Source organism: Streptomyces sp. NPDC059850 (genome assembly GCF_042731515.1).
Taxonomy (GTDB): Bacteria; Actinomycetota; Actinomycetes; order Streptomycetales; family Streptomycetaceae; genus Streptomyces.
Genome location: NZ_JBHWJI010000070.1, coordinates 20,316 through 45,778, shown reverse-complemented (window position 1 = coordinate 45,778; position 25,463 = coordinate 20,316). Strand labels below are relative to the sequence as shown.

Below are 25,463 nucleotides of genomic sequence, written 5' to 3'. Positions count from 1 at the left end.
GGCACCTTTCGTCGGGCTAGTTCCTGTAGCTTGGCCCCCCCCACTTGGGACGTACACCCGTCCCAAGTGGTCGTCGCCGTCCGCAGGTCCGCCGTTCGGGAAGCGGCTACGGTTCGATGAGCCCGGCACGGATGGCGTAGCGGGTGAGTTCGAGACGGTCTTTGAGGCCGAGTTTCTGCAGCAGGTTGGCGCGGTGGCGTTCGACGGTCTTGACGCTGATGACGAGCATGTCGGCGATCTGCTGGGAGGTGTGGCCTTCGGCGACGAGTTTGAGGATCTCTTCCTCGCGGTCGGTGATGGCCCGCTCGGGCACCGGCTCGCCCTGCCGGGCCCGGTCGAGGTGGTTGCGGATCAGGGCGTTGACGGCGCCTGGGTAGAGGAAGGGCTCGCCGCGCATGGTGGCGCGGCAGGCTTCGACGAGGTCGCGGTCGGCGACGGATTTCAGGACGTAGCCGGAGGCACCGGCGGCGAGGGCTTCGAAGAAGTACTGCTCGTTGTCGTACATCGTCAGCATCAGGATGCGGATGCCGGGCTGGGTGCGGTCGAGTTCGCGGGCGGCCTGGAGGCCGGTCATGCGAGGCATGGCGATGTCGAGGATGGCCAGGTCGGGGTGGTGGGCACGGGCCGCTTCGAGGGCTTCGGCGCCGTTGCCGGCTTCGGCGACCACGGTCAGGTCGGGCTCGGCGTCGAGGATGAGGCGTACTCCGCGGCGGACCAGCTGGTGGTCGTCGGCGAGCAGGATGCGCGTTTCGGCTGCCTCGGGCATGGTCAGTGGCTTTCGTGGTGGAGGGGCACGACGAGACGTACCTCGGTGCCGCTGTCGGGGCGGGGACTCAGGGTGAGGTCGGCGCCGATGAGAAGGGCGCGTTCGCGCATGCCGCTGATGCCCGCCCCTTCGGCGGCGCCCTGGATTCCGTGGCCGTCGTCGCGGACGCTCAGCTCCATCCCCGTGGGGGTGCGCTTGAGGGTGAGGTCGACGCGGCGGGCGCCCGAGTGGCGGGCGGCGTTGGTCAGGCCTTCCTGAGCGACGCGGTAGAGGACGAGTTCCGTGTCGCGGCTCAGGGGCGGCAGGTCGGCGTCGACGTGGTGGCGTACGGCCAGGGTGGGGCCGGTGAACTCGCTGGTGAGGGCTTTGAGGGCGCTGGCCAGTCCGAGTTCTTCCAGGACGCCGGGGCGCAGTCGGCGGGCGATGCGGCGGATCTCGTCGAGGCTGGCGCGGGTGGTCTCCTGGACCTGGTGGAGTTCCTCGCGTACGGCGGATGGCGCGTGGTCGGCGACGCTTTTCAGCTCGAGCAGGACGGCGGTGAGGGTCTGGCCGATCTCGTCGTGGAGTTCCTGGGCGATGCGGTGGCGTTCGGCCTCTTGTGCGGACAGGGCGCGGACGGCGCTGGTGGCGCGTTCGGCCTCCAGCCGGTCGAGCATGGTGTTGAAGGTCGTGATCAGTTCGGCGACCTCGCCGTGGCCGCCGACGGCCGGACGCGTTCCCGGTCTCAGCAGGTCGGTGGTGGTCATGGCACGCGTGAGGCGTTGCAGCGGGGCGAGCCCGACACGTAGCAGCACGCCGTTGGCGATGAGCATCGCGGCCAGTCCGGCGGTCAGGACGGCGGCCTCGGTGAGCAGGACGGGGGTGGAGACGGTGACCGGTCCCAGCAGCAGGGTGGTCGCCGCGATCAGCACCACGGCGTTGAGCAGGAAGATCCGCCAGAAGAGGGACATCGATACCGCCTCCTCCCGTCGCCGCGCCGACGGCTGCGACCGGTCCGGTTCCGCACACCGACGCGGGTGCCCCGGCTGCCGTCGAGGGGGCTTCGGCCCTTATAGCCAGACTGCCGGGTGCGGTGTGGCGGCGTCCATCGGTGCCGGTGCCCACATGACGGCCGGTCGTGGGGGTCGGGCCCCCGAGGAAATGGGTGCCGCACCCGATGGTGAGGCCGCGAGGCCGCGTGTGACGGTGGCATGGAACCCGCCTTTTGCCGGTCCCCGGAGGGAGAAAGCCATGGCGCGGCCCGGCACCCAGCCCTCGCACGACGTCCAGGCGCGGACGCGGCGAAGCGCCCCTCCCGGCGCCCACGGTCCGGGGACAGGGCACCCGCGCCGGGCGCACGCGGACCGTCGACGGCGCGGCCCGGCCCGGGTGCTGCTGGCCCTCTCCGTGGTGATGCTGGTCATGGGCATGGTGCTGCCGCAGGGCCCGCTCCTCGCGGCCGGTCTGGTCACCGCGGGGGCGGCGCATCTGCTCGCGCCGCCACCCGACCGGGGCCGTCCCTTACGCGCGGCGCCGCGCCCCACTCCGGCGGGGGACCATCAGAGCCTGCCAGCCCCGGAACACCTGCCAGCCCGGAACGAAGGAGGACGTATCCACTCCCGCCAGCCGCGACACACCACGCCCACCACACTGCGGAAGGTCGTGACCCGTGGGACACGCTGACACCCTGCTCGCCATGGGCGGCGCCTTCCTGGCCGCCGCCGTCTTCGCCCGTCTCGGCAGACGGATCGGGCTGCCGACGATCCCGCTGTTCATCCTCGCCGGGATCCTGCTCGGCCCCCACACCCCGGGCCCGGTCCTGGTGGAGAACCCGCACGACTTCGAGATGCTCTCCGCGCTCGGGCTGGTCCTCCTGTTGTTCTACCTGGGGCTGGAGTTCCACCTCGACGATCTCAAAAGCGGTGGCAGGCGCCTGCTGGCCGCCGGTGGCACCTACCTGCTGCTGAACGTCGGCGCGGGGCTGGGATTCGGGTTCGCCCTGGGATGGGGAGCACGCGAAGCCCTGGTCCTCTCCGGCGTTCTGGGCATCTCCTCCTCCGCGATCGTCACCAAGATCCTCATTGACCTCGGTCGCCTCGCCCGCCCCGAGACCCGCCTGATCCTGGGCGTCACCGTCGTCGAGGACGTCTTCCTCGCCCTGTACCTGGCCGCGCTCCAGCCCGTCATCAGCGGCGCCCAGGGCGTTACGGAAACCCTCCTTCAGGCGGCCAAGGCGTTCGGTTTCCTGATGGTGCTGGCCATCGCGGCCCGCTACGGCACCCGCCTGATCGGGCGTCTGGTCGCGGTGCGCGACAACGAACTGCTGGTCACCACTTTCCTCGGCGCCGCCATACTCATCGCGGGCGTTTCCGAGGTCCTCGGGGTGGTCGACGCCATCGGCGCCTTCATGGTCGGCCTGATCCTCGCCGGAACTCCCTCCGGGCCGCGGATCCGCGAACTGGTGCATCCGCTGCGCGACGCCTTCGCCGCCATCTTCTTCTTCGCCTTCGGCTTGGCCGTCAACCCCGTGGACCTCGCCTCCGTCGCCGTACCGGTCGCCGCCGCGACCGCACTGACCATCGCCATGAACGTGGTCGCGGGACTGTTCGCGGCACGCCTGTACCGCTACGGCCCCCAGCAGGCTGTGAACATCGCCACCACGCTCCTGGGACGTGGCGAGTTCGCGCTGATCCTGGCCGCCATGGCCGCTGGCGCGGGACTCGACGGCCGCCTCGCCCCGTTCATCGCGGGCTACGTCCTCGTCCTCGCCGTCCTCAGCCCCATCGTCGCCGGGCGCTCGCACCTGCTCGCCCGCGCCCTGCGCGCCGCGCCCTTCCCGCTGCCCGGCGACCGCGCCCGCCCGCCCACGCCCGCCGCCCCACAGGCCGACCCGGCGCGGTGAGCACCGATCCCGCAGCGGGACGGACGGGCGTTCCCGGGCACGCGTAGGAACTCGGAGGGCATGTCGAGTTCCACAGCGAACTGACCGCCCTCGCCCAGGACACGCACGCCGTCACCGCGACCGTGCGGCACTCCGACGGCGGCGAGGACGTGATCCGGGCCCGTTACCTCGTGGCAGCCGACGTGGGCCATGCTGGTCCACTTCACCGCTCCCGGCGCGCAGCCGGACGTCGGCCGGGGCACCGCACCGCAGGTGCTGCAGCGGTTGCTCCGGCACCGCACGGGACACGACCTCACGGTCCGCGAGGTCCGCTGGGTGTCCGCTCTCCGGATCCGGGCGGCGATGGCCGACCGCTCCGTATCGACCGCGTGTTCCTCGCGGGAGACGCGGCGCACACCCGAGGAAGCGGTGCGGGTCTGCCGGATCGGCAAACCCGGACCGGACCGGCGGGGCACCGACCTCACCGGCCCAACCGACCTCACCGACATCGCGGGGCACGAACCGCCGTGGCGGCGTAGCCGACCTGGGAGACTGCCCTCCATGACCACGCAGCAACGCCGGATTCTCGTCATCGGTATCGGAGCGGGCGACCCCGACCACCTGACGCTCGGGGCGGTGAAGGCGATGCGCCGCGCCGACGTGTTCTTCATCGTCGGCAAGGGGGACGCCAAGTCCTCCCTCACGGATCTGCGCCACCGCATGCTGGAGGAGCACGCGCGGGGGCCCTGCCGGGTCGTGGAGGTGGACGACCCGAGCAGGGACCGGCGTCCGATGGACCGGGGCGACTACACCTCGGCCGTCCAGGACTGGCGCACCCGCCGCGCGGACCTCTTCGAGGACATGCTGCGCGAGGAGATGACGGCCGACGAGACGGGCGCGTTCCTCGTGTGGGGCGATCCGTCGCTGTACGACAGCACCCTCGGCATCCTCGCCGACATCGAGCAACGCGGCGCCGTCTCGCCGGACATCGAGGTCATCCCCGGCATCAGCAGTGTCTCCTCGCTCGCCGCACGCCACCGCATCCCCCTGAACCAGGTGGGACGGCCGGTGCACATCACCCCGGCCCGACGGCTCTCCGACGTGGGCCGGAACGACGACGGCGACATCGTCGTGATGCTCGACGCCCACGAGTCGTTCACGCGCGTCGAAGGAGACGATGTCTGGATCTACTGGGGCGCCTACCTCGGCACACCGGACGAGCTGCTGGTGGCGGGACCCCTGCGGGAGGTGTCCGACCGCATCCGGCGGGTGCGGGCCGAGGCGCGTGAGCGGCATGGGTGGATCATGGACACGTATCTGCTGCGCCTGAGGGAGCAGCCGACCGCGCCTGAGGGACCGTAACCGCCTCTCCGCTGGGTCGGCGACGACACCCCGTGGGGTGTCAACCGGCGCCACGAAGTCATGAGCCTCGACCGCGGATCATCGACAACAGCAGCCCGTGAGTCTCGGCGTCCGAGGCCACGACGAGCCCTCGGGCTGCCTGCCCGATCGGCGTGCCATCGACTCCGGTGACGACGCAGCCAGCGGCCCGGCACAGAGCGATACCGGCGGCGAAGTGCACGCTCTCGGCGAGGTCACCGCCATCGGTGACGTATGCGGCGCGCTTTCCGGCCGCGACCCAGGCCAGCGCCAGCGTCGTGGACACGACCCGCGGCCGGAACCGTTCGACGAATCCGGGGTGGGCGAGCACGTCCACAGCCCTGAATCCAGGCGCGCTCGGAAAGGGCGGATCCAGGTTCACGTCCACCAACTGGGTGGCAGCCGTCGGCGCCAGTCGCGTGTCGCCTCCGTCGCGCCGAACCCAAGCGGTCGCGCCGTCGGTGAAGAAGACCTCGCCGCTGAACGGATCGGCCACCGCGGCCGGGCCGTTGCGCAGTGCCACGTTGACGGCCACCAACATGCTGCCGACGGCATAGTTGAGCGTGCCGCACAACGGGTCCACCAACCACTGGCGCACCGCGCCCGCCGCACCCTGCTGCCCGCCCTCCTCGCCGTGCACCGCGTCCTCGGGCCGCGCGGCACGGATGACGCCGAGGATCGCCTCCTCGGCCGCCACATCGGCGTCAGTGGCGAAGTCCCCGGCACCTTTGTCGATGCGGGTGAGCCGCTGCCCATACCTGGCGCATACGGCCTCCGCACCGGCACGCGCCGCGGCTATCGCGATCTCAGCATCGTCAAGACCTGCAGCTAAGTTGACCACGGCGTGCAGAATATCGGGGCGACGCACTCACATCATGGCCTGGTGGACTTCGTCCGGGGCGAGTGCGCGGTGGGGCAGGGGGGACGGGCCGCTCCGGTCGCGGCGCATGCCGTCCAGGATGAGGGTGAAGTAGCGCTTCCACAGGTCCGGTGCGACGGCTCTGCCGTTCTGGGTGACGGCTCCGAGCATGATGTGGATGAAGGGGAAGTCCGTCGCCTCGATGTCGTCGCGGAGCGGGCCGTGCTGCTGGGCCCGCGCGAAGACATCGCCGATCAGGGGGTGGAGATGCTCCCGGACGGCATCCACCCGGGGCCTGCTGTGCGCGCCGCCCAGCAGGACCTCTCTCAGCCCGCGGCTTTCGGCGAAGCGCTGGGCGGTGGCCTGGAGGAACTCCACGAGACCCTCCCAGGGATCGTCCCGCGTGAGGACCTGCTCCGCATGCGCGACCACCTGCCGCACCGCGTCTTCGAAGACGGCCTCGATGAGTTCCTCGCGGCCCGAGAAGCGGCGGTAGACGGTACCGACACCGACCCCCGCGTGATGGGCGATGTCATCGAGGGTGACGTCCAGCCCTCGTTCGGCGAAGACCTCCTGAGCAGCGGCGATGATGCGCTGCCGATTGCGTTCGGCGTCCGCCCGCAGAGGGCGCGCCGGAGTGTTCCCGGAAGGCGGGGTGGAGGCGGATCGGCTGCTCATGAGTCCACTGTACCCCGCAACCGGAGAAGGGCTCTCCGGTTTGGTGCTACAGTGACTCCGTAAACGGAGATGCTATCTCCGCTTAGCGTCCGCTGTGCCGAAGAAAGGACCGACATGAACAAGCCGCGCGCCCTGATCGTGGGCATGGGGATCGGGGGCCTGTCCACAGCCCTGCGCCTGCACGACATCGGCTGGGAGACCCTGATCGTCGAGCGCGCTCCCCAGCGCCGTCCCGCGGGCTACTTCATCGGGCTGTTCGACACCGGCAAGTACGCCGCGCAGCGGATGGGCGTGCTCGACGCCATCGGAAACCGGGCCACCTACGAGAGCACGACGTACGACATCGACCGCAAAGGCCGCCGACGGCCCGGCCTGGGATACGGCGACCTGCCCGGCTCTCCCCGCCTGCTGCTCCGGGGCGACATCGAGGCCGCCTTCTACGACTCCGTCGAGCCCCTCACCGACATCCGCTACGGCACGACACCGGCGGCCATGGACGAGCACCCCGGTGGTGTGGACGTCACGCTGCGCACCACCTCGGGAGCGGCCACCGTCGAGACCACGGAGCGGTTCGACCTCGTGGTGGGGGCCGACGGCCTGCGCTCCACCGTGCGCCCGATGGTCTTCGGCCCCCACGCCGACTACCTGCGCCCGTTCCACCACATCATCGCCGCCACGGTCCTCAAAGAGCCCGTACCCGGCTACGCGCTCACCGACGGCATCATCCTGGCGGAACCGGGCCGTTCCGCCTGGGTCTTCGCCTTCTCCGACCACCGGCCGGGGCTGCTGCTCTCCTACCGCACCGACGACGAGGACGCGGAGTTCCGGCGCCCGCCCATCGAGTCGCTGCGCCGCGCCTTCGGCCCCGAACCCGCCGGACCGGTGCTGGAGAACCTCCTCCAGCAGTTCGAGCAGGCCGACGACTACCTCTTCGACTCCGTCCACCAGGTGGTCATGCCGACCTGGCACACCGACCGCGTCGTCCTCCTCGGCGACGCCGCCTGGTGCCCGACGCTGTACTCCGGCATGGGCGCTTCCAGCGCCATCGTCGGCGCCGACCTCCTCGGCACCATGCTCCAGCGCAACCCGGGCAACCCCTCGCGCGCGCTGCGCGAGTGGGATCAGAAGCTGCGGCCGTTCATCACCACCATGCAAGAACACGGCCGCAAGGAACTGGTGATGTTCGTCCCCCAGACCCGCCGGGACAAGCTCAGCCGCACCCTCATCACCTCGCTGGCGGGCAACCCGGTCGGCAAGCGCGTGATGAAGACCCTCCTCGCGGGCTCGTTCAAGGACAAGTCCATCGACCCCGCCGCTGCCTGATCCGCCGACCTTGACGGCGCCAGCCGTGGGCCCCTCACCACAGTAGACGCGATGAACACGCACCACCCCACACTGATCAACGCCAGCGACGAACTCGCCGCCAAAGGACCCGAGATGATGGATTCCTAGTGGTTCGCGGCCAGGCTCCACGACGAGACCGCCTTCTGGGCGAAGGTCCACGCCCGGCCTGACCACATCGGGCACCATCACCGCCGACGGGGTCACCCGCCGAGTCGCCGGGCGCACCTGGTTCGACCGCCAGTGGGGCACCCCGGGCGACGAGCCCTCCCCGGTCGTGACGCCTCCCTGGAGGTCACCATCGCGAACTCCCCGGCTCCGACGACACCATCTATACCGGCGCCTGCACCGTGACCGGCACCTTCGAGGGGCAGCGCATCACCGGACACGGCTACACGGACATCATCGGGTAACGACGAAGCGACGGGGGTACGGCCTGGCCGCTGCCGCTGTCCACCGGCAGATGCCGGAAGGTCGTCGGTTCAGGACTGCTCGCGGCGTACGGCTGCCCAGCCCCCGCGGACCGTGTCGCGGAAGGTGATCGGGGTGTGGCCGGTGCGGTGGTGGAAGTACTTGCTGAAGTGGGTCGCGCTGGAGAAGCCGAGCCGGTCGGCGATGCGGGCGGCGGCCTGGTCGCTGTGGGCCAGGAGGCGCTTGGCCTCCAGGACGACGCGGCGGTCGATGAACTCCTTGGCGCCGAGGCCAGTGGCGGCGAGCGTGGCGCGGGAGAGGGTGCGGACCGAGTAGCCGAGCGTTTCGGCGTAGTCCTCCACCCGGCGGGTGCGCGCGAAGTCCCGTTCCACGGCATCGCGGAAGCGCAGGTAGGTGGCGTCCGGTTCGGGGGCGGGGCTGCCGGCGGGTGCGGTGAGGTGGGCCAGCCGCAGGACGAGGACCGCGAGCAGGTGGCGGAGGGCCGCGGTGTGGACCTCAAGGGGCAGGTGTCCGAGGGCGTGGAACTCGGTGGTGAGGTGGTCGGCGGCCAGCCGCAGGGCCGCTTCGTCGTCGGGGAGGGGGCGGCGCAGGATCGGGGCGTGCGGGTCTTCTGTGCTCGCGCCGTGTGTGGTGGCCGGGTCGAGGAAGTCCTGGCCGAAGAGGACCAGGGTGCCGTCGGCGTGGGTGAGGTCGCCCCACTGCTGGACCTGCCCGGGGCGTACCCAGAGCCAGGAGCCGGGTTCGAGGGCGTAGGCGGTGAAGTCGACCGTGTGCCACAGGGTCCCGCCGGTGAGGGTGATCAGGTGGTGGAAGCCCGGGCGCTGGGGGACCACGAGCCGCTCTGCGGGGACCCGGTGGCGCAGGTCTGCGAGGGACAGCACTTCTACGCCGGCGGGGGTGCCGGCGGGCGCGGCGAAGGAGATCTCCGGGATACCGCGATCGGCATCGTGTCGTTTTTTGACCATGGTGAGTCGTCAGCGTATCCGATTCGGCCTGTTCAGCGCCCATAACGTGAAGGTGTCAGCTCGTCCGGAGCCGAGCCGATGTCGGAAAGAAGTAACCTGCCCTTGCAAGGAGAACCGTCATGAGCAATGCCAAGAACACCGTCCTGACCGCAGCCGGTGAGCTGTTCGGAAAGAAGGACCCGAGCGCGGCGGACCGCTGGGCCGCCGCCGACTACCGCCAGCACAGCGCCCTGGCCGCCGACGGCCCCGAGGCGCTGCGCCAGCTGGTCGCCGGGCTGCCGGAGGGCTTCCGGTACGAGGGCGCCCGGGTGATCGCCGACGGCGACCTGGTCGTTCTGCACGGCACGTACCACGGCTTCGGCCCCGTCCCGCTGGTTGCCTTCGACATCTTCCGTGTCGACGCCGACGGCAAGCTCGCCGAGCACTGGGACGCCCTGACCCCGCTTGTCGAGGACACCGCCTCCGGCCGCTCCCAGACCGACGGCCCCACCGAGCCGGGCGACCAGGACAAGACCGAGGCGAACCGCGCCTTGGTGGGGGAGTTCGCCGAGAAGGTCCTCAAGGGCGCCGACTACTCGGTCCTGACCGACTACGTCTCGACCGAGACCTACCACCAGCACAACCCGGAAGCGGCCGACGGCCTCGACGGCTTCGGCGCCGCCGTCGCGAAGTGGGCCGAGCAGGGCAAGAACCTCGTCTACAAGACCGTCCACAAGGTCATCGCCGACGGTGACTTCGTCCTGGTCCAGTCCGAGGGCGAGTTCGGCGTCCCCGCCGCGTACTACGACCTCTTCCGCGTCCAGGACGGCAAGATCGTCGAGCACTGGGACGTCGTCGTCCCCGTGCCCGCCGAACTCCCGCACTCCAACGGCCTGTTCTGACACCGGACCGGCACCCCCGCCGAGGTGGCCCCCGGGCCCGACCACGCCGCAGTGCCCCACCAGCGAACGGGTGAGGGCACTACGGCGTGCCGTGCGCCAGACCCTACGACCCGTCACGTGCCCCACTGCCCGGAGGACAACCGTGTACGCGACCGCACTGCCGATCGCCGCCTACCGCGCCGCCGTCGCCCTGGACGAGCCGTTCCGGCCCGCCATCGGCCATGAACCGGATCAGCGGTCCGATGGCCTGGTTCGCGAGGCGCTCGGCCTGCTGGGCGACGACCCGGCGGCAGTGCGGGCCGGGCTGCGCCCCGGCGCGGCGGACCGGCTCGACGATGCCGCCGCCCGGCGACTCCTGCGCGCTGTGCTGACCGTCCGGGAGGCAGCCCCTCTGCCCAGCGGGACCGCCCGTGTGCTGGACGCGCTCCTGTCCGGCGAACGCCTGGCGCGCGGCACCACCGACGCCGCCTCGCTGCCCACCATCCGCACCACACTTCCCCACACCACATACCGGGCCGCCGACCGTACGGCGCTCTGGCAGGGCGACATCACCACCCTTGGCGCCGATGCCGTCGTGAACGCCGCCAACAGCGCCCTGCTCGGCTGCTTCGCCCCGATGCACCCGTGTATCGACAACGCCATCCACGCCGCGGCCGGCCCCCGCCTGCGCGCCGACTGCCACACGATCATGACCCGGCAGGGCCACCCGGAACCGACCGGAACCGCCAAGATCACCCGCGGTTACCAGCTGCCCGCCCGTTACGTCCTGCACACCGTCGGCCCCATCGTCGACGGCCCTCCGCGCCCGGTGCACGAACAGGCGCTGGCGGCCTCGTACCGTGCTTGTCTCGACCTCGCCGCCGAGGTCGACGGACTGCGCACCGTCGCGTTCTGCGGCATCAGCACCGGCGTCTTCGGCTACCCCCGGAAGCCCGCTGCCCGCACCGCGCTGGACACCGTGGCCGACTGGCTCGCGACCCACCCCGGACGCCTCGACCGCGTGATCTTCAACGTGTACGCGGACGACGACCACGCCGCCTACACCCACGCACTGACCGAAGGGACCCCGTCCCGATGAACCAGCCCGTCTTCGACCTGGCAGCCGCCGTCGGCACGATACGCACCTGGCTCACGGAGGCCGACCGCGTCCTGATCACCGCCGGTGCCGGTCTGAGCGCCGCCGCCGGGTACGACTACGGCGACGCGGAACGCTTTCAGCAGCTTTTCCCCGCCCTGCACCGCCGTGGCCTGCGCTCCCGCTACATGGTCGGCGTGCCCCTGCCGCCCGCCCTGCTGTGGGGCTACTGGGCCGTCCATATCGACGACGTTCGCTTCTCCACCGCCCCCAACCCCCTTTACCAGCGGCTGCGCGCGCTGGTCGATGGCACGGACCACTGGGTGATGACGTCCAACGTGGACGGTCTCTTCGCCCGGGGTGGCTTCGCGCCCGACCGGATCTTCACCCCGCAGGGCGACTACGGCCGTTACCAGTGCGGCACCCCCTGCACTCCCGCCACGTGGGACAGCCGCCCTCTCGTCGGGCAGCTCCTCGCCGCCTACGACCCGGCCACCGGCGCCGTCACCGACCCCGCTGCCCTGCCCCGATGCCCGAACTGCGGAGGCGAGGTCGAGATCAACGTCCGCGTCGGCCCCCAGTTCGTCGACACCCCGTACCTCCCCGCGGGCCACCGCCTCCAGGAGTGGCTGGGCACGGCGCCCGCCGATACCCGCCTGCTGATCCTGGAGTTCGGCGCCGGATTCAACACCCCCGGCGTGATCCGACGGCCTGGCGAACACCTCGCCCGCCACTTCCCCGCCGCACGCCTCGTCCGCGTCAACCCCGACCATCCCGAAACCCCCGCCGACCTCGCCGATCGGGCCCTGCCGGTCCCCGTCGGCGCGGACCACCTGCTGGACGTACTCACCGCGCCGCACCCGGCGCCCGACCCTACGGTGACACCATGAGCGACCCGGAAAAGAACAAGGCCGCGGCCAAAGCGTTCTACCACTCCGGGCTTTGGGCGACGATGCGCAGGTGGGGTTGGCCGGGGGCGATGGGTCCGGCCGGGAATCAGGCGGGGTAGGCGTGCGTCTGGGCCGCCTTGACCGCCGCCCACACCGTGGCGCCCGGGTGGAGTTCGAGTTCGGTCGCGGCGACCGTGGTGAGGTCCGCGGCGAGGCGGAGTTCGCCGGTGAGGTCGGCGCGTACCTGGTCGCCGTTGGTCTCCAGGCCGGTGACCTCGCAGTGCCACAGGTTGCGGGCGCTGGAGCCGGTGGGACGGTCGCGGTACAGGGTGACCGCGCTCGGCGGGAACGCGACGAAGACCGGGCCCGTCAGATCGTCCGTGGTCGTGACCTCGGGCCCGCCGTCGACGCGCACCGTGTGGCCCTCGGCCTCGCCCCGGTAGAGGTTGAGGCCGACCAGGTGCGCGATGTAGTCCGTGCGCGGGCGGCGGGCGATATCGGGCGGGGCGCCTTCCTGGACGATGCGGCCGTCCTCGATGACGACGAGGTGGTCGGCCAGGACCATGGCGTCGAGCGGGTCGTGGGTGACCAGCACGGCGACCGCCTCGAACTCGGCCAGGTGGCGGCGGAGCCGGGCGCGGACGTCGAGGCGGGTGCGGGCGTCGAGGGCGGCGAGGGGCTCATCGAGGAGCAGCAGCCGGGGGCGGGTGGCCAGGGCGCGGGCGAGGGCGACGCGCTGGGCCTGGCCGCCGGAGAGGCGGCGGGGTTTGGCTCCGGCGTGGTCGGCGAGGCCCATGTGGTCCAGCCACTCGGTGGCCTCCGCGCGGGCCTCCGCCTTGGTGGCGCCGTGGCAGCGGAGGCCGAAGGCCACGTTGTCGAGCGCGGAGAGGTGGGGGAAGAGCAGGTAGTCCTGGAAGACCACGCCGACCGGGCGGGACTCCGGGGGCGTGCGGTCCAACTCGGCGCCGTCGAGCCTAAGATGGCCGCCGGTGAGCGGGGTGAGTCCGGCGAGCGCGCGCAGGGCGGTGGTCTTGCCCGCGCCGTTGGGGCCGAGGAGCGCGACGACGTCACCGGGCGTCGCGGTCAGCGCCACGTCGAGGCGGAAGGAACCGCGCTCGACCACGAGCCGGGCGTCGAGCCCCGCACCGCCCCGGGCGCCCGTCGTGCGGTGCGTCGTCTTCTCGGTGTGGGTCATGAGGCGGTCATCCAGCGGTCACGGAGCCCGGCCAGTACCGCGATGGACACGGCCAGCAGGACCAGGCTGAGGGCGATGGCCGCGTCCGGGTCGTTCTGGAGGGCGAGGTAGACGGCGAGCGGCATGGTCTGGGTGCGGCCGGGGAAGTTGCCCGCGAACGTGATCGTCGCGCCGAACTCACCCAGCGCGCGGGCCCACGCGAGCACGGCGCCCGCCGCGATGCCGGGGGCGATGAGGGGGAGCGTGACCCGGCGGAAGGCCGTGAAGCGGGAGGCGCCCAGGGTGGTGGCGGCCTCCTCGTGGCGGGGGTCGGCGGCGCGCAGGGTGCCCTCGACGCTGATGACGAGGAACGGCATCGCCACGAACGCCTCGGCCACGACAACACCCGTGGTGGTGAACGGCAGCGTGATCCCGAACCAGGAGTCCAGCCACTGCCCGACGACCCCGTTGCGCCCGAGCGCCATCAGCAGCGCCACACCGCCCACCACCGGCGGCAGGACGAGCGGCAGGGTCACCAGCGCCCGTACGAGGCCACGCCCGGGGAACTCGACCCGGGCCAGCAGCCAGGCGAGCGGGACACCGACGACCAGGCTCACCGCGGTCGCGGCCGTGGCGCATACCAGGGAGAGCTGGAGCGCCTGCCAGACCTCGGTGCTGGTCAGCAGGTCGGGCAGGCTCCGCCAGGGGGCCCGGACCAGCAGGGCGACGAGCGGGACGAGCAGAAACGCCAGGCCGATCAGCGCGGGCAGGAGCAGCGGCAGCGGGGCGCCCTTGCGGACCCGGACCCGGCCACGGCCACGGATCCGGCCACGGACCCGGCCGCGCCGCGGAGCGCCCTCCAAGGTCTCCGCGGCGTCTGCCTTGTCCTGCGAGGCCTGCGAGGTCACGGCTTGAGGAACCCGGCCTTGCCGAGCACCTTCTGGCCCTCGGCGGACTGCACCAGCTGGATGAACGCCTTGGCCGCGGGGGCGTTGGGGGCGTTCTTCAGCGAGGCGATCGGGTAGTCGTTGATGGCCTTGGTCGACTCGGGGAACTCCACGCCCTGCACCTTGTCGCCCGCCGCCTTCACATCGGTCTTGTAGACGACGGCCGCGTCGGCCTCCTTCAGCTGCACCTTGTTCAGGGCGCTCTTGACGTCCTGCTCGTAGGAGACCGGGGTGAGCTTGAGCTTGCTGGCGTCGAGGGCCTTCTGCGCGGCGGCCCCGCATGGGACCGTCTTGTCGCACAGGACGACCTTCAGCCCGGACTTGGTGAGGCTCTTCAGGGAAGAGATCTTGTCGGGGTTGCCCGGCAGAGTGGCGATCTCCAACTGATTGCGCACGAAGGTGGCGGGCTTGCCGGACGCGTCCCCCTTGTCCGTGACGGTCTTCATCGTCTTGGGGCTTGCGGCGGCGAACACGTCGGCCGGGGCGCCACCGGTGATGCTCGCGGCGAGGGCGTCGCTGCCACCGAAGCTGAAGGTCACCTTCGCGCCGGGGTGCTCCTTCTCGAAGGTCTTCTTCAGCTCGGTGAAGCTCTCCTTCAGCGAGGCGGCCGCGAAGACGGTCACCGTGCCGGACACCTTGTCCGAGGCGGAGCCGGAATCGGAGGAGTCCGACTTCTTCGACGAGGAATCGCCGGACGACGAGCAGGCGCTGAGGGCCAGCAGGGCTGCGGCGCCAGCAGCAGCCACCTGCGACGTCCGGCGGGTCCGGCGCGCGGAACGGGTCATCACGGGTCCACTCCCTTTGGTCCTGACGGACACATTTACGGTCTCTCGACAACCACGTTGGTCGACTTGATCACGGCATCCGCCGGAACGCCAGGCTCCAGCTTCAGCTCCTCAGCCGATTCGCGGCTGACCATCGCCACCACCCGGAACGGTCCGGCCTGGATCTCCACCTGCGCCGACACATCACCGAGGATCACATCGGTGACGATGCCGGAGAAGCGGTTGCGCGCCGAGGAACTGGCGGACTCCCGCTCCATGCGGTGGACCTCCCGGGCGTAGGCCGCGAGGGTCGGCCCGGGGATGATCCGGCGGCCCAGTTCGTCCCGTTCGGCGGTCAGTTTCCCGCCATCGACCAAACGCCTCACGGTGTCGGTGCTGACACCGAGCAAGGCGGCCGCGTCCCCGATCCGGTAGGTGTGCATACGTGGATCATACTGCCGCAGATGCCAGGGCATAGACCCCTGTCCCTTCGCATGAGCCGGACTCTTGATCTGAGAGCATGGCATGTGCGTTTGTACGGGATAGGTGTTCGGGTACGGGTCAGCCAGGAGGTGGTAGCCCGTGAGTCAGTCCCTCGCTCCTGCGAGTACGACCACCGGCCCGGTGGCCGAACTCGTTCTCACCGGCGATCTGACCCGTCCGGCCCGGCTGACGGTGTCCGACCTGCTGGCCTGGCCCCAGCACCGGGCACAGGTCAGTTTCGAGTGCGCCACCAGCGGCATACAGCACCACCGCTTCACCGGGCCGCTCCTGCACGACGTCCTCGTGGACGCCGGTCCCGGTTTCGACCCCGCCAAGCGCAAGGACCGCCTGCGCTTCCTGATCGCCGTACACGGCGCGGACGGCCACCGCGCGATGCTGACGTGGGCGGAGATCGACCCGGACTTCGGGCGCGCTCCCGTCCTGCTCGCGGTCACCATCGACGACGCCCCGCTCGACCGGGCGGGCCCTCAGCTCGCGCTGCCTCAGGACCGTTGCGGAGCCCGGCACATCAGCGGCATCGACGCGGTGCGCGTGGACGGCGGTTACCCCACGTGGACGTGAGGAGAGCGAGCGAGTGAGCCTGGCTGCCACCGCGGATGTGCTGATCGTGGAGCACGCGCCGCAGGAAGGTCCGTACGCCATGGGGACGGCGCTGGAGGCGGCCGGACTGCCGATTCGGGCCTGCCGGACCTGGGCGGGGGATCCGGTGCCCGACTCGCTGGGCGGCGCCGCGGCGCTGGTGGTGATGGGCGGTCCGGCGGCGGCGTACGACGATTTTCCGGGCCGTACGGAGGAGCTGGCGCTGCTGCGGACGGCGCTGGAAGCCGAGGTTCCGGTGCTCGGGATCTGTCTCGGCGCGCAGCTCCTCGCGGAGGCGGCGGGCGGCCGGGCCCGCGCCGGTTCGGGGCCGCAGATCGGCTGGGGCGAGGTACGAACCGCACCGGCCGCGCACACCGATCCGCTGTTCGCCGACGCCCCGGGGCAGCTGACCGTCCTGCACTGGCACGGCGACACCATGGACCTGCCCACCGGGGCGACACTGCTGGCCTCCTGCGACCGATACCCGGTTCAGGCGTTCCGGATCGGCGGCTCGGCGTGGGGCGTGCAGTTCCATCTGGAGGTCGACAAGGCGGCCGTGGACGCCTTCGCCCGCTTCGCCGCGCTCGTGGCGGGTCGCGCCGCGCGGAGCGCGACCCGGACCTTCTTCACCCCGATGGCGGCGGCGTGGGAGGAGCGCTTCGCCGACGACACCCCTAGGTACGCGGCGGCGGTCGCCCGCATGGGCCTGCGGCCAGGCCAGCGCGCCCTGGACGTGGGCTGCGGCAGCGGACGGGCGCTGCCCGCGCTGCGCGCGGAAGTCGGCGACGAGGGCGTGGTCCTCGGTGTGGAACTCACCCCGGCGATGCTCACCGCCACCGCCGCCGTGGAGGGCCGCGCGAGCCTCGCCCGGCTGCTCATGGCCGACGCCTGCCGACTGCCGCTGGCGGCCGGGGCGGTGGACGGCATCTTCAGCGCGGGCCTGATCAACCATGTGCCCGACCCCGCGGTGGCGCTGTGCGAGTGGGCCAGGGTGGCCGCCCCGGGCGGTGTGCTGCTGCTCTACCACCCTTCCGGCCGCGCCGAGCGGGCCGCCCGCCACGGCCGTCCACTCGACCCGGACGACCCGCTGGCCGAGGAGAACCTGCGGCCCGCGCTGCACACCGCCGGATGGGCCCTGGCCCGCTACGAGGACGCCGCTCGCCACTTCCTGGCCCGCGCCGTCCGCGTCCGCCGATGTCGCGGACGAAGAGGCCTATGAACGCGCCAGCTCGCCGTATGGACGCGGTGCGGAACCGGACCCGCATCGTGGAGGCCGCCCGTGCCGCCCTCGCCGAGTCCAGCGACGTACGCCTCAACGAGATCGCGAAGCGCGCCGGGGTGGGGCAGGGGACGCTCTACCGGAACTTTCCCAACCGCGAAGCGCTCCTCGCCGAGGTCTACCGGCGCGACGTCGACGACCTCGTGACCGCCGCCTCCGCCCTGCTGGCGGAACACGAACCCGTGGAAGCCCTGCGCCACTGGCTCGACCGAGTCATCGACTACGCCGAGATCAAGCGCGGGGTCCTGGCGGCGCTCGAACCGGTGGCGTGGCAGGACCTTGTCGCCCACAGCCACAACCCCATCGAAGGCGCCCTCGCCCACCTGCTGGACGCCGGGAAAGCGGCCGGTTCCCTCCGCACCGACGTGGACGCCCACGGGGTCCTCCTGCTCATCGCCTGTCTCGGCCGACTGGACCGGGACGCGTGGGAACCAACGGCACGTCCCCTGATGAACGTCATCCTCGACGGCCTGCGCCGACAGAACGCGAACCGGTGAGCGGACCGGTCTCCTCCGGCAATGTGACTGGTCGTCAGGGGTAAACGGGCGACACCCTTCCGGTACGACGGCGGCGGTCACCGGCCCGCGTTCCTCCAGGGCGCCGTGCTGGCCGACGCGCTCGCCGCCGTACCGCCGGAGTGGCAGCCGGGCGAGGCCGTGCCGCTGCTCCTGCTCTCCTGAACTCCCGCTACGTCACGGCCACAGCAATTCGTGGCGCCAGGGAGCACGGACGGTGTCCCTGCGGTACACCACCCGGTGGTGGACCCGGTCGACGCTCGCTGCCCAGAACTCCACCTCGGTAGGGGTGATGGCATAGAGGGTCCAGGCCGGAGGGCACGGCACCTCGCCCGGGTAGCGGGAGCCGAGGCGTTCGTACTCGGCCAGCGCCGTGTGCCGGTCGGGGAGCGGGCCGGGTCGGTGGAGGTGGGCGGCGAGCCGGGAGCCGCGTCCCCGCTCGGCGAAGTCCGCCTCGGAGGCGGCGCGGCCCTGATCGGCCGCGGTCCCCACGATCCGTACCTGCTGCCCGGTGACCGGCCAGTGGAAGTGGGCCGCCACCTGCGGATTCGCTGCGATGTCGAGGCCCTTGCGGCTGTCGGAGGGGGTCGCGAAGAACAGTCGGTCGTCGTCGATGTCCTTGACGATCAGAACCCGGCTCGACGGAACCCCCGACGCGTCCACCGTGCACAGGCTCATGGCATGCGGTTCCTGCTGGCCCGCGGCACCCGCCGCGAGGATCCACGCGCCGATCGCGGGCACGGGGTTCTCCGGCAGGCCGCGCTCCTCGATGTGCGCGCCACCCACGTCCGCGAAGACCGGGATCGATCTGAGCCTGTCGCGCATCGTCTCGTGCATGTTGTGCATGCTGTGCATGTGCCGGATGCCACCTCTCCACACGGACCAATTCGATGTGCCGCAGCAGGATAGGCAACCGGACGTTCGCCACCATGGCGGATGACGAACGAACACGCGCGGCCCGGCTGGCGGCATGGGTGGATCATGGACACGTATCTGCCGCGCATGACGGAGCAGCCGCAGGGGCCGACCGCGACTGCGGAACGGTAACCGCCTCTCCGCTCACCTGCGCGCCGGGCGCGGCGTCGGCGTCGCTGTGCCCGTCCCCGTCCGCTCCGGGCAGCATCACCTGGACGCTGTCCAGCAGGGCCTCCGTCACCTCGTCGAGGTCGAGCCGCTTCTCGACGGCCCGCAGCTGAGGCACACCGGCCCGGGTGGTGACCCGCGGGGGTGTCAGGAGCTGGCAGCAGTCCTCATCGGGCAGCACCGAGATGTCGGCCGTGCCGATGGACCTCGCCTCGTCGATGATCTCCTGCTTCTCCCAGCCGATCAGCGGACGCAGCACCGGCAGCGCCGCGGCCTCGTCCACCGCCACCAGGTTGGCCAGTGTCTGGCTCGCCACCTGCCCCAGGCTGTCGCCCGTCACCAGGGCCTGTGCGCCGGTGCGGGCGGCCAGCTCGGAGGCGGTCCGTACCATCAGCCGCCGCTGGGCGACGACCTGGAGCCTGCCCGCACCGGCCACCGCCAGCTGCTTCTGGGCCTTGCCCAGCGCGACGACATGCAACCGGCCGGGCGGCTGGTAGCGGTTCAGCTCGCGGGCCAGGGCGTACGCCTTGTAGACCGACGACGGGTTGGTGTACGGGGCGCCGCTGAAGTGCACGAAGTCGCAGGACAGGCCACGGCGCATGGCCCGGTGAGCGGCCACGGGGGAGTCGTAGCCGCCGGAGAGCAGCACGAGGGCGCGTCCGCTGGACCCGACGGGCAGACCGGTCACACCGGGGTGGCGGGTCCAGGAGAGGTATGTCTCCTTGCGGTCGATCGTCACCGTCAGCACGACGTCGGGCCGGGTGAGGTCGACGCGCACACCGTCGACCTCCTCCAGGACCCGCGCCCCCACATGCCGCTCCATCCGGGACGACGTCAGCGGGAACGTCTTGTCCCGCCGCCTCGCCCGTACGGCGAAACCGCACCCCGGCCGCTCGGTGGCGACCGAGCGCAGCGCGTCGACGGCGGCCCGGTCTATCTCCTCCAGGGTGCTGGGCACCCGCACGGCGGGCTCGACGGCGTTGAAGCCGATGACCCGCCGGGCCCGCTCCACCAGCGCCTCCTGCGGGACCCCCTGACCGCCGAGCACGGTGACGTTCTGGGCGGTCTTGATCCAGGTCGAGCCGCCGATCCCGAGCAGAGCCACCCGTAGATTGTCGTGGAGCCGCTCGGTGAAGCGCTGGCGGTTGTGCCCCTTGAGGAAGACCTCGCCGTGCTTCAGCAGCACGCAGGGATTGCCGGTGGCGGACATGTGAGCCTTTCAGAAGTCCCGGTCGTCGTCGGCGGTGTCTTCCGCCTCGCCCATAACGTAGGACGATCCGGGGCGTGGTGCGGCATCGTCTCGGCGGGAGGAGCCAGGCTGTCCCAATGGACGCTGCGGTCGCACCAGCGGTGCAGGAGCACCGCGTCGTGCCCGACCGCGAGCAGGCCCGCGCCGGTGGTGGCGCGGTAGTCCTCGACGACCGCGACCAGCGCGGCGGTGGTGGAGGCGTCGAGCATCGCGGTCATCTCGTCGCAGATCAGCCAGCGGGGACGCAGCACGAGGGCGCGGGCGAGGCAGGCGCGCTGGAGCTGGCCGTCGCTGACCTCGTGGGGGCGGCGGCCCAGGAGGTCCGGCGTCAGGCCGACCGCCGCGGCCAGCTCGCCGACACGTTCCGGGATGTCCTCGCGGCGGCCGGTGGAGCGCAGCGGTTCGGCGATCACGTCGGTGAGCCGCAGCCGGGGATCCGCGGCGAGTCTGGGTTGCTGGAGGACGACACCGAAGGCGGTGCGCTGATCGCGCGGGGCGCGGTGGCGCCACCGTCGTACGGGCTCGCCGTCGAGCAGCAGGGTGCCGGAGTCGGGGCGGTGCAGCAGGGCCGCGACGCGGGCGAGGGTGGACTTGCCGCAGCCGCTGGGGCCGAGCAGGCCGACGGCTTCGCCGGGCGCGACGGCCAGGTGGGCGTTTCGCACCACCGGGTTTTTTCTGCTGTATCCGGCGGTGATGGCACACAGTTCAAGCACGGAGGTCCTCCGGGGCAGGGGCCGACGCGGCGGGACGGGGGTGATGGCAGGCGAGTCCGCCGGTCGTCGGGGGAGGCGCGGCGCAGGCCGGGGAAACCTGTCCGCAGCGCGGAGCGAAGGCACAGCCGCCGGGGAGGTCGCCGAGTTCGGGCGGCATGCCGGGGATGGGGGTGAAAAAGCGGTCCGGGAGGGCTTGGAGGAGGCCGTGGCTGTACGGGTGGCGGGGGCCCGTGGGGCCGAAGAACGTGTCCGCGTCGGTCAGTTCGACGATCCGGCCCGCGTACATGACGGCGACCCGGTCGGCGATGCGTTCGGCCGCGGCGAGGTCGTGGGTGATCATCAGCAGGGCCCGCCCGGTTCCGCCCGTGCGGCCGGGCTCGTCGACGTGGCGGCGTAGCTCGTCGACCGTACGGTTCACCAGGTCGCGGTCGAGCCCGGTGGTCGGCTCGTCGGCGAGTACCAGGGGTGCGTCGCCGACGAGGGCGAGGGCGGTCGCGGCGCGCTGGGCCAGTCCGCCGGAGAGCTGGTGCGGGTGGCGGTCGAGGTGGTCGGCGGGGAACGCGGCGCGTTCGGCGGCGGCCAGGGCGGCGGCCCGTACGGCGGCGCGGCCACGGACCCCGGTCAGTGCGGCGACCGTCTCCTCCAGGTGGGAGCGGACGGTGCGCACGGGGGTGAGATGGGCGGCGGGGCTCTGCGGTACGAGTCCGATCAGGCGGCCCCGTACCCTGCGGGCGAGGGTCCGCTCGTCGGCGGAGAGCAGGTCGAGGTCGCCGAGGCGGGCCTGCCCCGCGGCCTGGGCGTTGGCGGGGAGCAGCCCGAGGAGGGCGGAGGCGAGGACGGATTTGCCGCAGCCGCTCTCGCCGATCAGGGCCAGGCACTCTCCGGCCGCCACGTCGAAATGCGCGTCGGTGACGGCGGCGATGCGGCGACCGCCCGGCATGAGGAAGCGCACCGACAGCCCGCGCACCGACAGGACGGGGTGTGGCTCGGTCACAGCATCAGCTCCGATCGGCGGCGGGGGCTGACCCGCTCCCGCCAGGCCCCGGCGAGACCGGCGATGGCGAGGGTGGGGACGATGATGAACAGACCGGGGAAGAGGGTGGGCCACCACTGCCCGGCGAGCAGTGAGCCCCGTGCGCTGTTGATGAGGGTGCCCAGACTCGCCGTATGCGTGGGCAGCCCGAGTCCGAGGAACGACAGGGCCGACTCGTGCCACATCGCGTGCGGCACCATCAGCACGGCGGCCAGCGCGGCCTGGGGCAGGACGGCGGGGAGCAGATGCCGCACCGCCACCCGCCACCGGGACGCGCCACCGGAGACGGCGGCGTCGATGTACGGGCGCGAGCGCAGCGAGAGGACCTCGGCGCGGACGATCCGGGCGGTCGACAGCCAGTGGGTGAGCCCGACCGAGACGACCACCGGCCAGACGCCCGGCCGGAACATGGCGACGATGAAGATGCCGAGCAGCAGATGGGGTACGGACGAGAAGGTGTCGACCACCCGCATGACACCCCGGTCGACCCAGCCGCCCAGCGCCCCGGCGGTGGCCCCGACGGCGGTGCCGATCACGGTGGCGGTGACAGCGGCCGCCACGCCGACGAGCAGGGAGACCCGCAGCCCGTAGACGCAGCGCAGCAGCAGGTCCCGCCCGAGGTCGTCGGTGCCCAGGGGGTGTGCCCGGCTCGGCGGCAGCAGCTTGGCGGCCAGCTCGACGGCCTGCTCGTCGAGCTGGACCAGCGGCGGCAGGACGAGGACGGCGAGGACGGTCGCGATGAGCAGCGTGGCCGAGGTACGCACCCGCACCGTCCGGGTGGAGCGGCGGTTCGCACCGTACGACCGCCAGGCAGTCTCGGCAGGAGCGTCACATGTCACTGAACTTCACCCTCGGGTCGAACAGTCCGTAGAGCAGGTCCGCGAGCAGGTTTCCGGCGAGGACGGCGGCGGTGGCGAGGGTGGTCAGGGCGGCGAGCAGCGGGAAGTCGACGGACGTGGCCGCTTCCACGGTGGCCGCCGCGATGCCCGGCCAGCTGAAGACGCTCTCCACGAGCAGTGCGCCGGTGATGAGTTCGGGGACGCGGGAGCCGACCAGCGTGAGGACGGGCAGCAGGCCGGAGCGCAGTGCGTGGCCGAGCAGAACGGTGCGTTCGTCCAAGCCTCGTGCACGGGCACCGCGTACGGGGTCCTCCGCCAGCGCGTCGCCGACCCCTTGGCGTACGTAGAGGGTGAACCACGGCAACTGGGAGACGGCCAGGACACCGGCGGGCAGCACGAGGTGGCTCGCGACCTGCCCCGGCGCGACCTGCTCGCTGCCGGTGTCGGTGAGGCCCCCGGCCGGGAGGACGCCCAGCTGGAGGGCGAAGAACCAGATGGCGAGCAGGGCGATCCAGAAGACGGGCGCGGCCTCCAGCGTGTAGGAGAGCGAGGCGACGACCCGGTCGAGCACGGATCCGGGGCGCCGGGCGGCGAGGACTCCGAGCAGGGTGCCGACCAGGACGGCCGCGATGAACGCGACCGCGCACAGCAGCGTGGACCAGACGAGGCGTTCACCGATGACCTCGGCGACCGGTTGCCGCATCACACTGGACTGGCCGAAATCGCCGGAGAGCGCCGAGGTCAGCCAGTGCCACCAGCGGGTGGCGAACGGCTGGTCCACTCCGAGGTTGGCCCGCAGCCGGTCCAGGGTCTGCTCGTCGGCGCCGAGGGCGGCGGTGCCCGCGTACGCCTTGACGGGGTCGAAGGGGGAGGCGGCGGCGATCGCGAAGACACCGAAGGTGACGACGAGGAGGACAGGGACGGCGAACAGCAGCCGCCGTCCCGCCAGGCGCGCCATCGCTCCCCAGGGCAGGGGCGTCATGTCTTCGGCTGCCAGTCCTCGAGGTTCCACCAGGGGCCGCTGGCGAAGCCGTGTTCGTGCGGTTCGAGCTGTGTGGTCAGCCCGTTCCAGCGGTCGGCGAGCACGTAGATGTGGTCGATGTGGGTGAGGAAGGTGTAGCCGGGGTTCTTGACGAGTGCGCGCTGCACGGTGTCGTAGGCGGTCTTGCGCGCCTGCGGATCCCGGTTGTGGCGGCCGGCGTCGAGCGCTTCGTCCACCGCCGGGTTGTCGTAGCGGCCCATGTTGTTGAAGCCGTCACCGGCGAGGGAGGAGTGCAGCAGAGTGTAGAGGCCGAAGTCGGCGTCACCGGTACTGCCGGAGCCCGCGAGGACCGCGTCCTTCTTCATCCGCGGTTCGATGACCTCCCACGTGGCGCTCTCCACCTTCACCTCGATTCCGGCCTTCTTGGCGTCGGACGCGTAGGCCAGGGCGTGGTCCTGGCGGACCTTGTCGCCCGAGGGATAGAGCAGGGTGAACGTGGCTCGTCGGCCGTCCTTGGCGCGTACGCCGCCCTGGCCGGTCTTCCAGCCCGCCTGGTCGAGGATCCGCTTGGCCTTGCCGAGGTTCCGCGAGCGTTCGATGCCCTTGGCGAACCACGGATCACCGCCGGGCAGCGGCCCGTACGCCGGACGTCCCGCCCCGTCGAGAATCTTGTCCACCATGGCCCGGCGGTCCACGGCGGCGTCGAGGGCTTGTCGGACGGCGGGGTCCCCGGCGACCGCGTTGCCGGTGGGCAGCGTGACGGCGCGGAAGTCGTAGGACTTCGCGTCGTAGACCCGCTTGTCCCCGTCCTTCCTGAAGGTGGCGGCGAGGTTGGGCGGCAGGACCGCGCCCTGGAGATCGCCGGAGCGCAGCCGGGTGGCGCGCACGTCGTCGTCCTCGACGATCGCCATGGTCACCTTCTTCACCTTCGGCGCGCCGCCCCAGTAGTCGGGGTTGGCCTTGAAGGTGAGCTTCTCGCCCTTGCGCCAGGCGGCGAGGACGTACGGACCGGTGCCGACCGGGCGGGTGTTGAAGGAGCCGGTGTTGGGGTCCTGCTTCCCGGCGATGTGCTCGGGGACGATGGGCAGTACCGTGCGCCCGGCGAAGGGCGTGTACGGGTACTTGAGGGTGAAGACGACCTTGTTCCCGCCGTCCGCCCGGACCTCCTTGATGGCGTCCAGTTCGCTTCTGGCCGTGTTGTTCGTCTTCTTGTCGAGGACGGTTCGGTAGGTGAAGACCACATCCGCGGGGGTCAGCGGTTTCCCGTCGCTGAACTTCACTCCGTCGCGCAGGGGGTAGGTGTACGTGCGGCCGTCATCGCTCACCTCGGGCAGCGCCGTCGCCAGTGCGGGTCTCAGCTTCAGGTCGGCGTCCCGGGTGAGCAGACCGTCGAAGATCTTGGAGTTCCCGTCCTTGCCGTAGCCGAGGAGCGGGCTGAGGGTGTCGGGTTCGGAGGCGACCCCGATCACGACGGAGTCGGCGGACTTCCCGCTGCCCTGGCTGCCGCCGGGTGCAGAGCAGGCGGCCATCCCGGTGATCAGCACCGCTGCGGCAGCGGCTCTCGGTATTCGTCGAACCGTCATGGACCTCACGCCCTTATTGCGATGGAGATGTTGTTGCACATCAATTGCGAATAAGGGCTACCCGGGGTGCTCCGGCGTCAGTCCTCCGATGA

The 25,463-nt window shown here is 71.6% G+C and carries 27 protein-coding genes and 1 pseudogene; 12 read left to right on the top strand and 16 right to left on the bottom strand.

Annotated elements, in window-relative coordinates; genetic code table 11:
- Window positions 1-106: 106 nt before the first annotated feature.
- Together ACFV9T_RS37395 and ACFV9T_RS37390 are read right to left on the bottom strand one after the other, a co-directional pair.
- A complete protein-coding gene (locus ACFV9T_RS37395; RefSeq protein ID WP_385446993.1) occupies window positions 107-766 on the bottom strand; it encodes a response regulator in 660 nt (219 codons plus the stop codon).
- A 2-nt stretch (window positions 767-768) separates the two neighbouring features.
- Complete coding sequence (locus tag ACFV9T_RS37390) at window positions 769-1,716, bottom strand: HAMP domain-containing sensor histidine kinase (protein ID WP_385446992.1); 948 nt, start codon at window positions 1,714-1,716, stop codon at window positions 769-771.
- A gap of 280 nt (window positions 1,717-1,996) precedes the next feature.
- On the opposite strand from ACFV9T_RS37390, the gene ACFV9T_RS37385 reads away from it, so the two are divergent.
- The 4 genes from ACFV9T_RS37385 to cobF all read left to right on the top strand — a co-directional run bounded on the left by ACFV9T_RS37385 (window position 1,997) and on the right by cobF (window position 4,988).
- Window positions 1,997-2,428, top strand: a complete 432-nt coding sequence (locus ACFV9T_RS37385; RefSeq protein WP_385446991.1) for a hypothetical protein — start codon at window positions 1,997-1,999, stop codon at window positions 2,426-2,428.
- The gene (locus tag ACFV9T_RS37380; RefSeq protein WP_385446990.1) at window positions 2,415-3,647 is read left to right on the top strand and encodes a cation:proton antiporter; all 1,233 of its coding nucleotides are present in this window, start codon (window positions 2,415-2,417) and stop codon (window positions 3,645-3,647) included. Before ACFV9T_RS37385 ends, ACFV9T_RS37380 begins: the two co-directional genes overlap by 14 nt.
- An 80-nt stretch (window positions 3,648-3,727) precedes the next feature.
- Window positions 3,728-4,165, top strand: coding sequence for an FAD-dependent monooxygenase (locus ACFV9T_RS37375; RefSeq protein WP_385447003.1), 438 nt, complete (start codon window positions 3,728-3,730; stop codon window positions 4,163-4,165).
- A gap of 22 nt (window positions 4,166-4,187) precedes the next feature.
- The gene (gene cobF / locus ACFV9T_RS37370; RefSeq protein ID WP_385447001.1) at window positions 4,188-4,988 is read left to right on the top strand and encodes a precorrin-6A synthase (deacetylating); all 801 of its coding nucleotides are present in this window, start codon (window positions 4,188-4,190) and stop codon (window positions 4,986-4,988) included.
- Between the two features lie 58 nt (window positions 4,989-5,046).
- Here the strand turns inward: cobF and ACFV9T_RS37365 are convergent, their stop codons facing one another.
- Together ACFV9T_RS37365 and ACFV9T_RS37360 are read right to left on the bottom strand one after the other, a co-directional pair.
- Window positions 5,047-5,847 (bottom strand): inositol monophosphatase family protein, encoded by an 801-nt coding sequence (locus tag ACFV9T_RS37365; protein ID WP_385446999.1) that lies wholly within the window; start codon window positions 5,845-5,847, stop codon window positions 5,047-5,049.
- Between the two features lie 27 nt (window positions 5,848-5,874).
- On the bottom strand, window positions 5,875-6,543 hold the full coding sequence (locus ACFV9T_RS37360; RefSeq protein WP_385446989.1) for a TetR/AcrR family transcriptional regulator: 669 nt from the start codon (window positions 6,541-6,543) through the stop codon (window positions 5,875-5,877).
- A 114-nt stretch (window positions 6,544-6,657) separates the two neighbouring features.
- Here ACFV9T_RS37360 and ACFV9T_RS37355 point away from each other — a divergent pair, with 114 nt between their 5' ends.
- On the top strand, window positions 6,658-7,866 hold the full coding sequence (locus ACFV9T_RS37355; protein ID WP_385446988.1) for an FAD-dependent monooxygenase: 1,209 nt from the start codon (window positions 6,658-6,660) through the stop codon (window positions 7,864-7,866).
- 121 nt (window positions 7,867-7,987) lie between these two features.
- Window positions 7,988-8,425 (top strand): lipocalin-like domain-containing protein, encoded by a 438-nt coding sequence (locus ACFV9T_RS37350; protein WP_385446998.1) that lies wholly within the window; start codon window positions 7,988-7,990, stop codon window positions 8,423-8,425.
- Here the strand turns inward: ACFV9T_RS37350 and ACFV9T_RS37345 are convergent.
- Window positions 8,367-9,281, bottom strand: a complete 915-nt coding sequence (locus ACFV9T_RS37345) for a helix-turn-helix transcriptional regulator (protein ID WP_385446987.1) — start codon at window positions 9,279-9,281, stop codon at window positions 8,367-8,369. The genes ACFV9T_RS37350 and ACFV9T_RS37345 overlap by 59 nt on opposite strands.
- A gap of 119 nt (window positions 9,282-9,400) precedes the next feature.
- Between ACFV9T_RS37345 and ACFV9T_RS37340 the strand changes: the two genes are divergently transcribed.
- From ACFV9T_RS37340 to ACFV9T_RS37330, 3 genes are all read left to right on the top strand, one after another.
- On the top strand, window positions 9,401-10,162 hold the full coding sequence (locus tag ACFV9T_RS37340) for a nuclear transport factor 2 family protein (protein WP_385446986.1): 762 nt from the start codon (window positions 9,401-9,403) through the stop codon (window positions 10,160-10,162).
- A 142-nt stretch (window positions 10,163-10,304) separates the two neighbouring features.
- Window positions 10,305-11,240: a protein-ADP-ribose hydrolase gene (locus ACFV9T_RS37335; protein ID WP_385446985.1), complete on the top strand. Its 936-nt coding sequence runs from the start codon at window positions 10,305-10,307 to the stop codon at window positions 11,238-11,240.
- A complete protein-coding gene (locus ACFV9T_RS37330; protein WP_385446984.1) occupies window positions 11,237-12,127 on the top strand; it encodes an NAD-dependent protein deacetylase of SIR2 family in 891 nt (296 codons plus the stop codon). The genes ACFV9T_RS37335 and ACFV9T_RS37330 overlap by 4 nt, the downstream gene beginning before the upstream one ends.
- A 106-nt stretch (window positions 12,128-12,233) precedes the next feature.
- Here ACFV9T_RS37330 and ACFV9T_RS37325 read toward each other — a convergent pair whose 3' ends face one another.
- From ACFV9T_RS37325 to ACFV9T_RS37310, 4 genes are read right to left on the bottom strand one after another with little or no spacing between them, the layout of a single operon-like run.
- Window positions 12,234-13,322 carry an ABC transporter ATP-binding protein gene (locus ACFV9T_RS37325; RefSeq protein ID WP_385446983.1) on the bottom strand — a complete coding sequence of 363 codons (1,089 nt, stop codon included), beginning with the start codon at window positions 13,320-13,322 and terminating at the stop codon, window positions 12,234-12,236.
- Window positions 13,319-14,209 (bottom strand): molybdate ABC transporter permease subunit, encoded by an 891-nt coding sequence (gene modB, locus ACFV9T_RS37320; protein ID WP_385446982.1) that lies wholly within the window; start codon window positions 14,207-14,209, stop codon window positions 13,319-13,321. The genes ACFV9T_RS37325 and modB overlap by 4 nt, the downstream gene beginning before the upstream one ends.
- Window positions 14,206-15,033, bottom strand: coding sequence for a molybdate ABC transporter substrate-binding protein (modA, locus tag ACFV9T_RS37315; RefSeq protein WP_385446981.1), 828 nt, complete (start codon window positions 15,031-15,033; stop codon window positions 14,206-14,208). Before modA ends, modB begins: the two co-directional genes overlap by 4 nt.
- Window positions 15,034-15,068: 35 nt before the next feature.
- On the bottom strand, window positions 15,069-15,455 hold the full coding sequence (locus tag ACFV9T_RS37310) for a molybdopterin-binding protein (RefSeq protein WP_385446980.1): 387 nt from the start codon (window positions 15,453-15,455) through the stop codon (window positions 15,069-15,071).
- 139 nt (window positions 15,456-15,594) lie between these two features.
- Here ACFV9T_RS37310 and ACFV9T_RS37305 point away from each other — a divergent pair, with 139 nt between their 5' ends.
- Genes ACFV9T_RS37305 through ACFV9T_RS37295 form a run of 3 tightly spaced genes read left to right on the top strand, consistent with a single transcriptional unit; the run spans window position 15,595 to window position 17,871 of the window.
- Window positions 15,595-16,077, top strand: coding sequence for a molybdopterin-dependent oxidoreductase (locus ACFV9T_RS37305; protein WP_385446979.1), 483 nt, complete (start codon window positions 15,595-15,597; stop codon window positions 16,075-16,077).
- 13 nt (window positions 16,078-16,090) lie between these two features.
- Window positions 16,091-17,314 (top strand): methyltransferase domain-containing protein, encoded by a 1,224-nt coding sequence (locus tag ACFV9T_RS37300; protein ID WP_385446978.1) that lies wholly within the window; start codon window positions 16,091-16,093, stop codon window positions 17,312-17,314.
- The gene (locus tag ACFV9T_RS37295) at window positions 17,311-17,871 is read left to right on the top strand and encodes a TetR/AcrR family transcriptional regulator (RefSeq protein ID WP_385446977.1); all 561 of its coding nucleotides are present in this window, start codon (window positions 17,311-17,313) and stop codon (window positions 17,869-17,871) included. Before ACFV9T_RS37300 ends, ACFV9T_RS37295 begins: the two co-directional genes overlap by 4 nt.
- A gap of 195 nt (window positions 17,872-18,066) precedes the next feature.
- Here ACFV9T_RS37295 and ACFV9T_RS37290 read toward each other — a convergent pair whose 3' ends face one another.
- The 7 genes and pseudogenes from ACFV9T_RS37290 to ACFV9T_RS37260 form a co-directional block, all read right to left on the bottom strand.
- Complete coding sequence (locus ACFV9T_RS37290; protein WP_385446976.1) at window positions 18,067-18,744, bottom strand: pyridoxal 5'-phosphate synthase; 678 nt, start codon at window positions 18,742-18,744, stop codon at window positions 18,067-18,069.
- A gap of 124 nt (window positions 18,745-18,868) precedes the next feature.
- Window positions 18,869-20,182, bottom strand: coding sequence for a tRNA uracil 4-sulfurtransferase ThiI (gene thiI, locus ACFV9T_RS37285; RefSeq protein ID WP_385446975.1), 1,314 nt, complete (start codon window positions 20,180-20,182; stop codon window positions 18,869-18,871).
- Window positions 20,183-20,283: 101 nt separating this feature from the next.
- Window positions 20,284-20,934 (bottom strand): annotated as a pseudogene (locus ACFV9T_RS37280) (ABC transporter ATP-binding protein); the annotation flags it as partial.
- Complete coding sequence (locus ACFV9T_RS37275; RefSeq protein ID WP_385446974.1) at window positions 20,927-21,928, bottom strand: ABC transporter ATP-binding protein; 1,002 nt, start codon at window positions 21,926-21,928, stop codon at window positions 20,927-20,929. The gene ACFV9T_RS37275 and the pseudogene ACFV9T_RS37280, both read right to left, overlap by 8 nt.
- Entirely contained in the window at window positions 21,925-22,806 is an 882-nt protein-coding gene (locus tag ACFV9T_RS37270; protein ID WP_385446973.1) for an ABC transporter permease, read from the bottom strand. Before ACFV9T_RS37270 ends, ACFV9T_RS37275 begins: the two co-directional genes overlap by 4 nt.
- On the bottom strand, window positions 22,796-23,764 hold the full coding sequence (locus tag ACFV9T_RS37265) for an ABC transporter permease (RefSeq protein WP_385446997.1): 969 nt from the start codon (window positions 23,762-23,764) through the stop codon (window positions 22,796-22,798). Before ACFV9T_RS37265 ends, ACFV9T_RS37270 begins: the two co-directional genes overlap by 11 nt.
- 20 nt (window positions 23,765-23,784) lie before the next feature.
- Window positions 23,785-25,371 (bottom strand): ABC transporter substrate-binding protein, encoded by a 1,587-nt coding sequence (locus tag ACFV9T_RS37260; RefSeq protein ID WP_385446972.1) that lies wholly within the window; start codon window positions 25,369-25,371, stop codon window positions 23,785-23,787.
- Window positions 25,372-25,463 lie beyond the last annotated feature (92 nt).

Bases quoted from the DNA above. Each gene is read 5' to 3' on its own strand.
- ACFV9T_RS37345 (WP_385446987.1), bottom strand. From the start codon at position 9,281: ATGGTCAAAAAACGACACGATGCCGATCGCGGTATCCCGGAGATCTCC.
- ACFV9T_RS37330 (WP_385446984.1), top strand. From the start codon at position 11,237: ATGAACCAGCCCGTCTTCGACCTGGCAGCCGCCGTCGGCACGATACGC.
- ACFV9T_RS37360 (WP_385446989.1), bottom strand. From the start codon at position 6,543: ATGAGCAGCCGATCCGCCTCCACCCCGCCTTCCGGGAACACTCCGGCG.
- cobF (WP_385447001.1), top strand. From the start codon at position 4,188: ATGACCACGCAGCAACGCCGGATTCTCGTCATCGGTATCGGAGCGGGC.
- ACFV9T_RS37260 (WP_385446972.1), bottom strand. From the start codon at position 25,371: ATGACGGTTCGACGAATACCGAGAGCCGCTGCCGCAGCGGTGCTGATC.
- ACFV9T_RS37390 (WP_385446992.1), bottom strand. From the start codon at position 1,716: ATGTCCCTCTTCTGGCGGATCTTCCTGCTCAACGCCGTGGTGCTGATC.
- ACFV9T_RS37395 (WP_385446993.1), bottom strand. From the start codon at position 766: ATGCCCGAGGCAGCCGAAACGCGCATCCTGCTCGCCGACGACCACCAG.
- ACFV9T_RS37385 (WP_385446991.1), top strand. From the start codon at position 1,997: ATGGCGCGGCCCGGCACCCAGCCCTCGCACGACGTCCAGGCGCGGACG.
- thiI (WP_385446975.1), bottom strand. From the start codon at position 20,182: ATGTCCGCCACCGGCAATCCCTGCGTGCTGCTGAAGCACGGCGAGGTC.
- ACFV9T_RS37295 (WP_385446977.1), top strand. From the start codon at position 17,311: ATGAACGCGCCAGCTCGCCGTATGGACGCGGTGCGGAACCGGACCCGC.
- ACFV9T_RS37265 (WP_385446997.1), bottom strand. From the start codon at position 23,764: ATGGCGCGCCTGGCGGGACGGCGGCTGCTGTTCGCCGTCCCTGTCCTC.
- ACFV9T_RS37290 (WP_385446976.1), bottom strand. From the start codon at position 18,744: ATGCACAGCATGCACAACATGCACGAGACGATGCGCGACAGGCTCAGA.
- ACFV9T_RS37310 (WP_385446980.1), bottom strand. From the start codon at position 15,455: ATGCACACCTACCGGATCGGGGACGCGGCCGCCTTGCTCGGTGTCAGC.
- ACFV9T_RS37340 (WP_385446986.1), top strand. From the start codon at position 9,401: ATGAGCAATGCCAAGAACACCGTCCTGACCGCAGCCGGTGAGCTGTTC.
- ACFV9T_RS37325 (WP_385446983.1), bottom strand. From the start codon at position 13,322: ATGACCCACACCGAGAAGACGACGCACCGCACGACGGGCGCCCGGGGC.
- modA (WP_385446981.1), bottom strand. From the start codon at position 15,033: ATGACCCGTTCCGCGCGCCGGACCCGCCGGACGTCGCAGGTGGCTGCT.
- ACFV9T_RS37355 (WP_385446988.1), top strand. From the start codon at position 6,658: ATGAACAAGCCGCGCGCCCTGATCGTGGGCATGGGGATCGGGGGCCTG.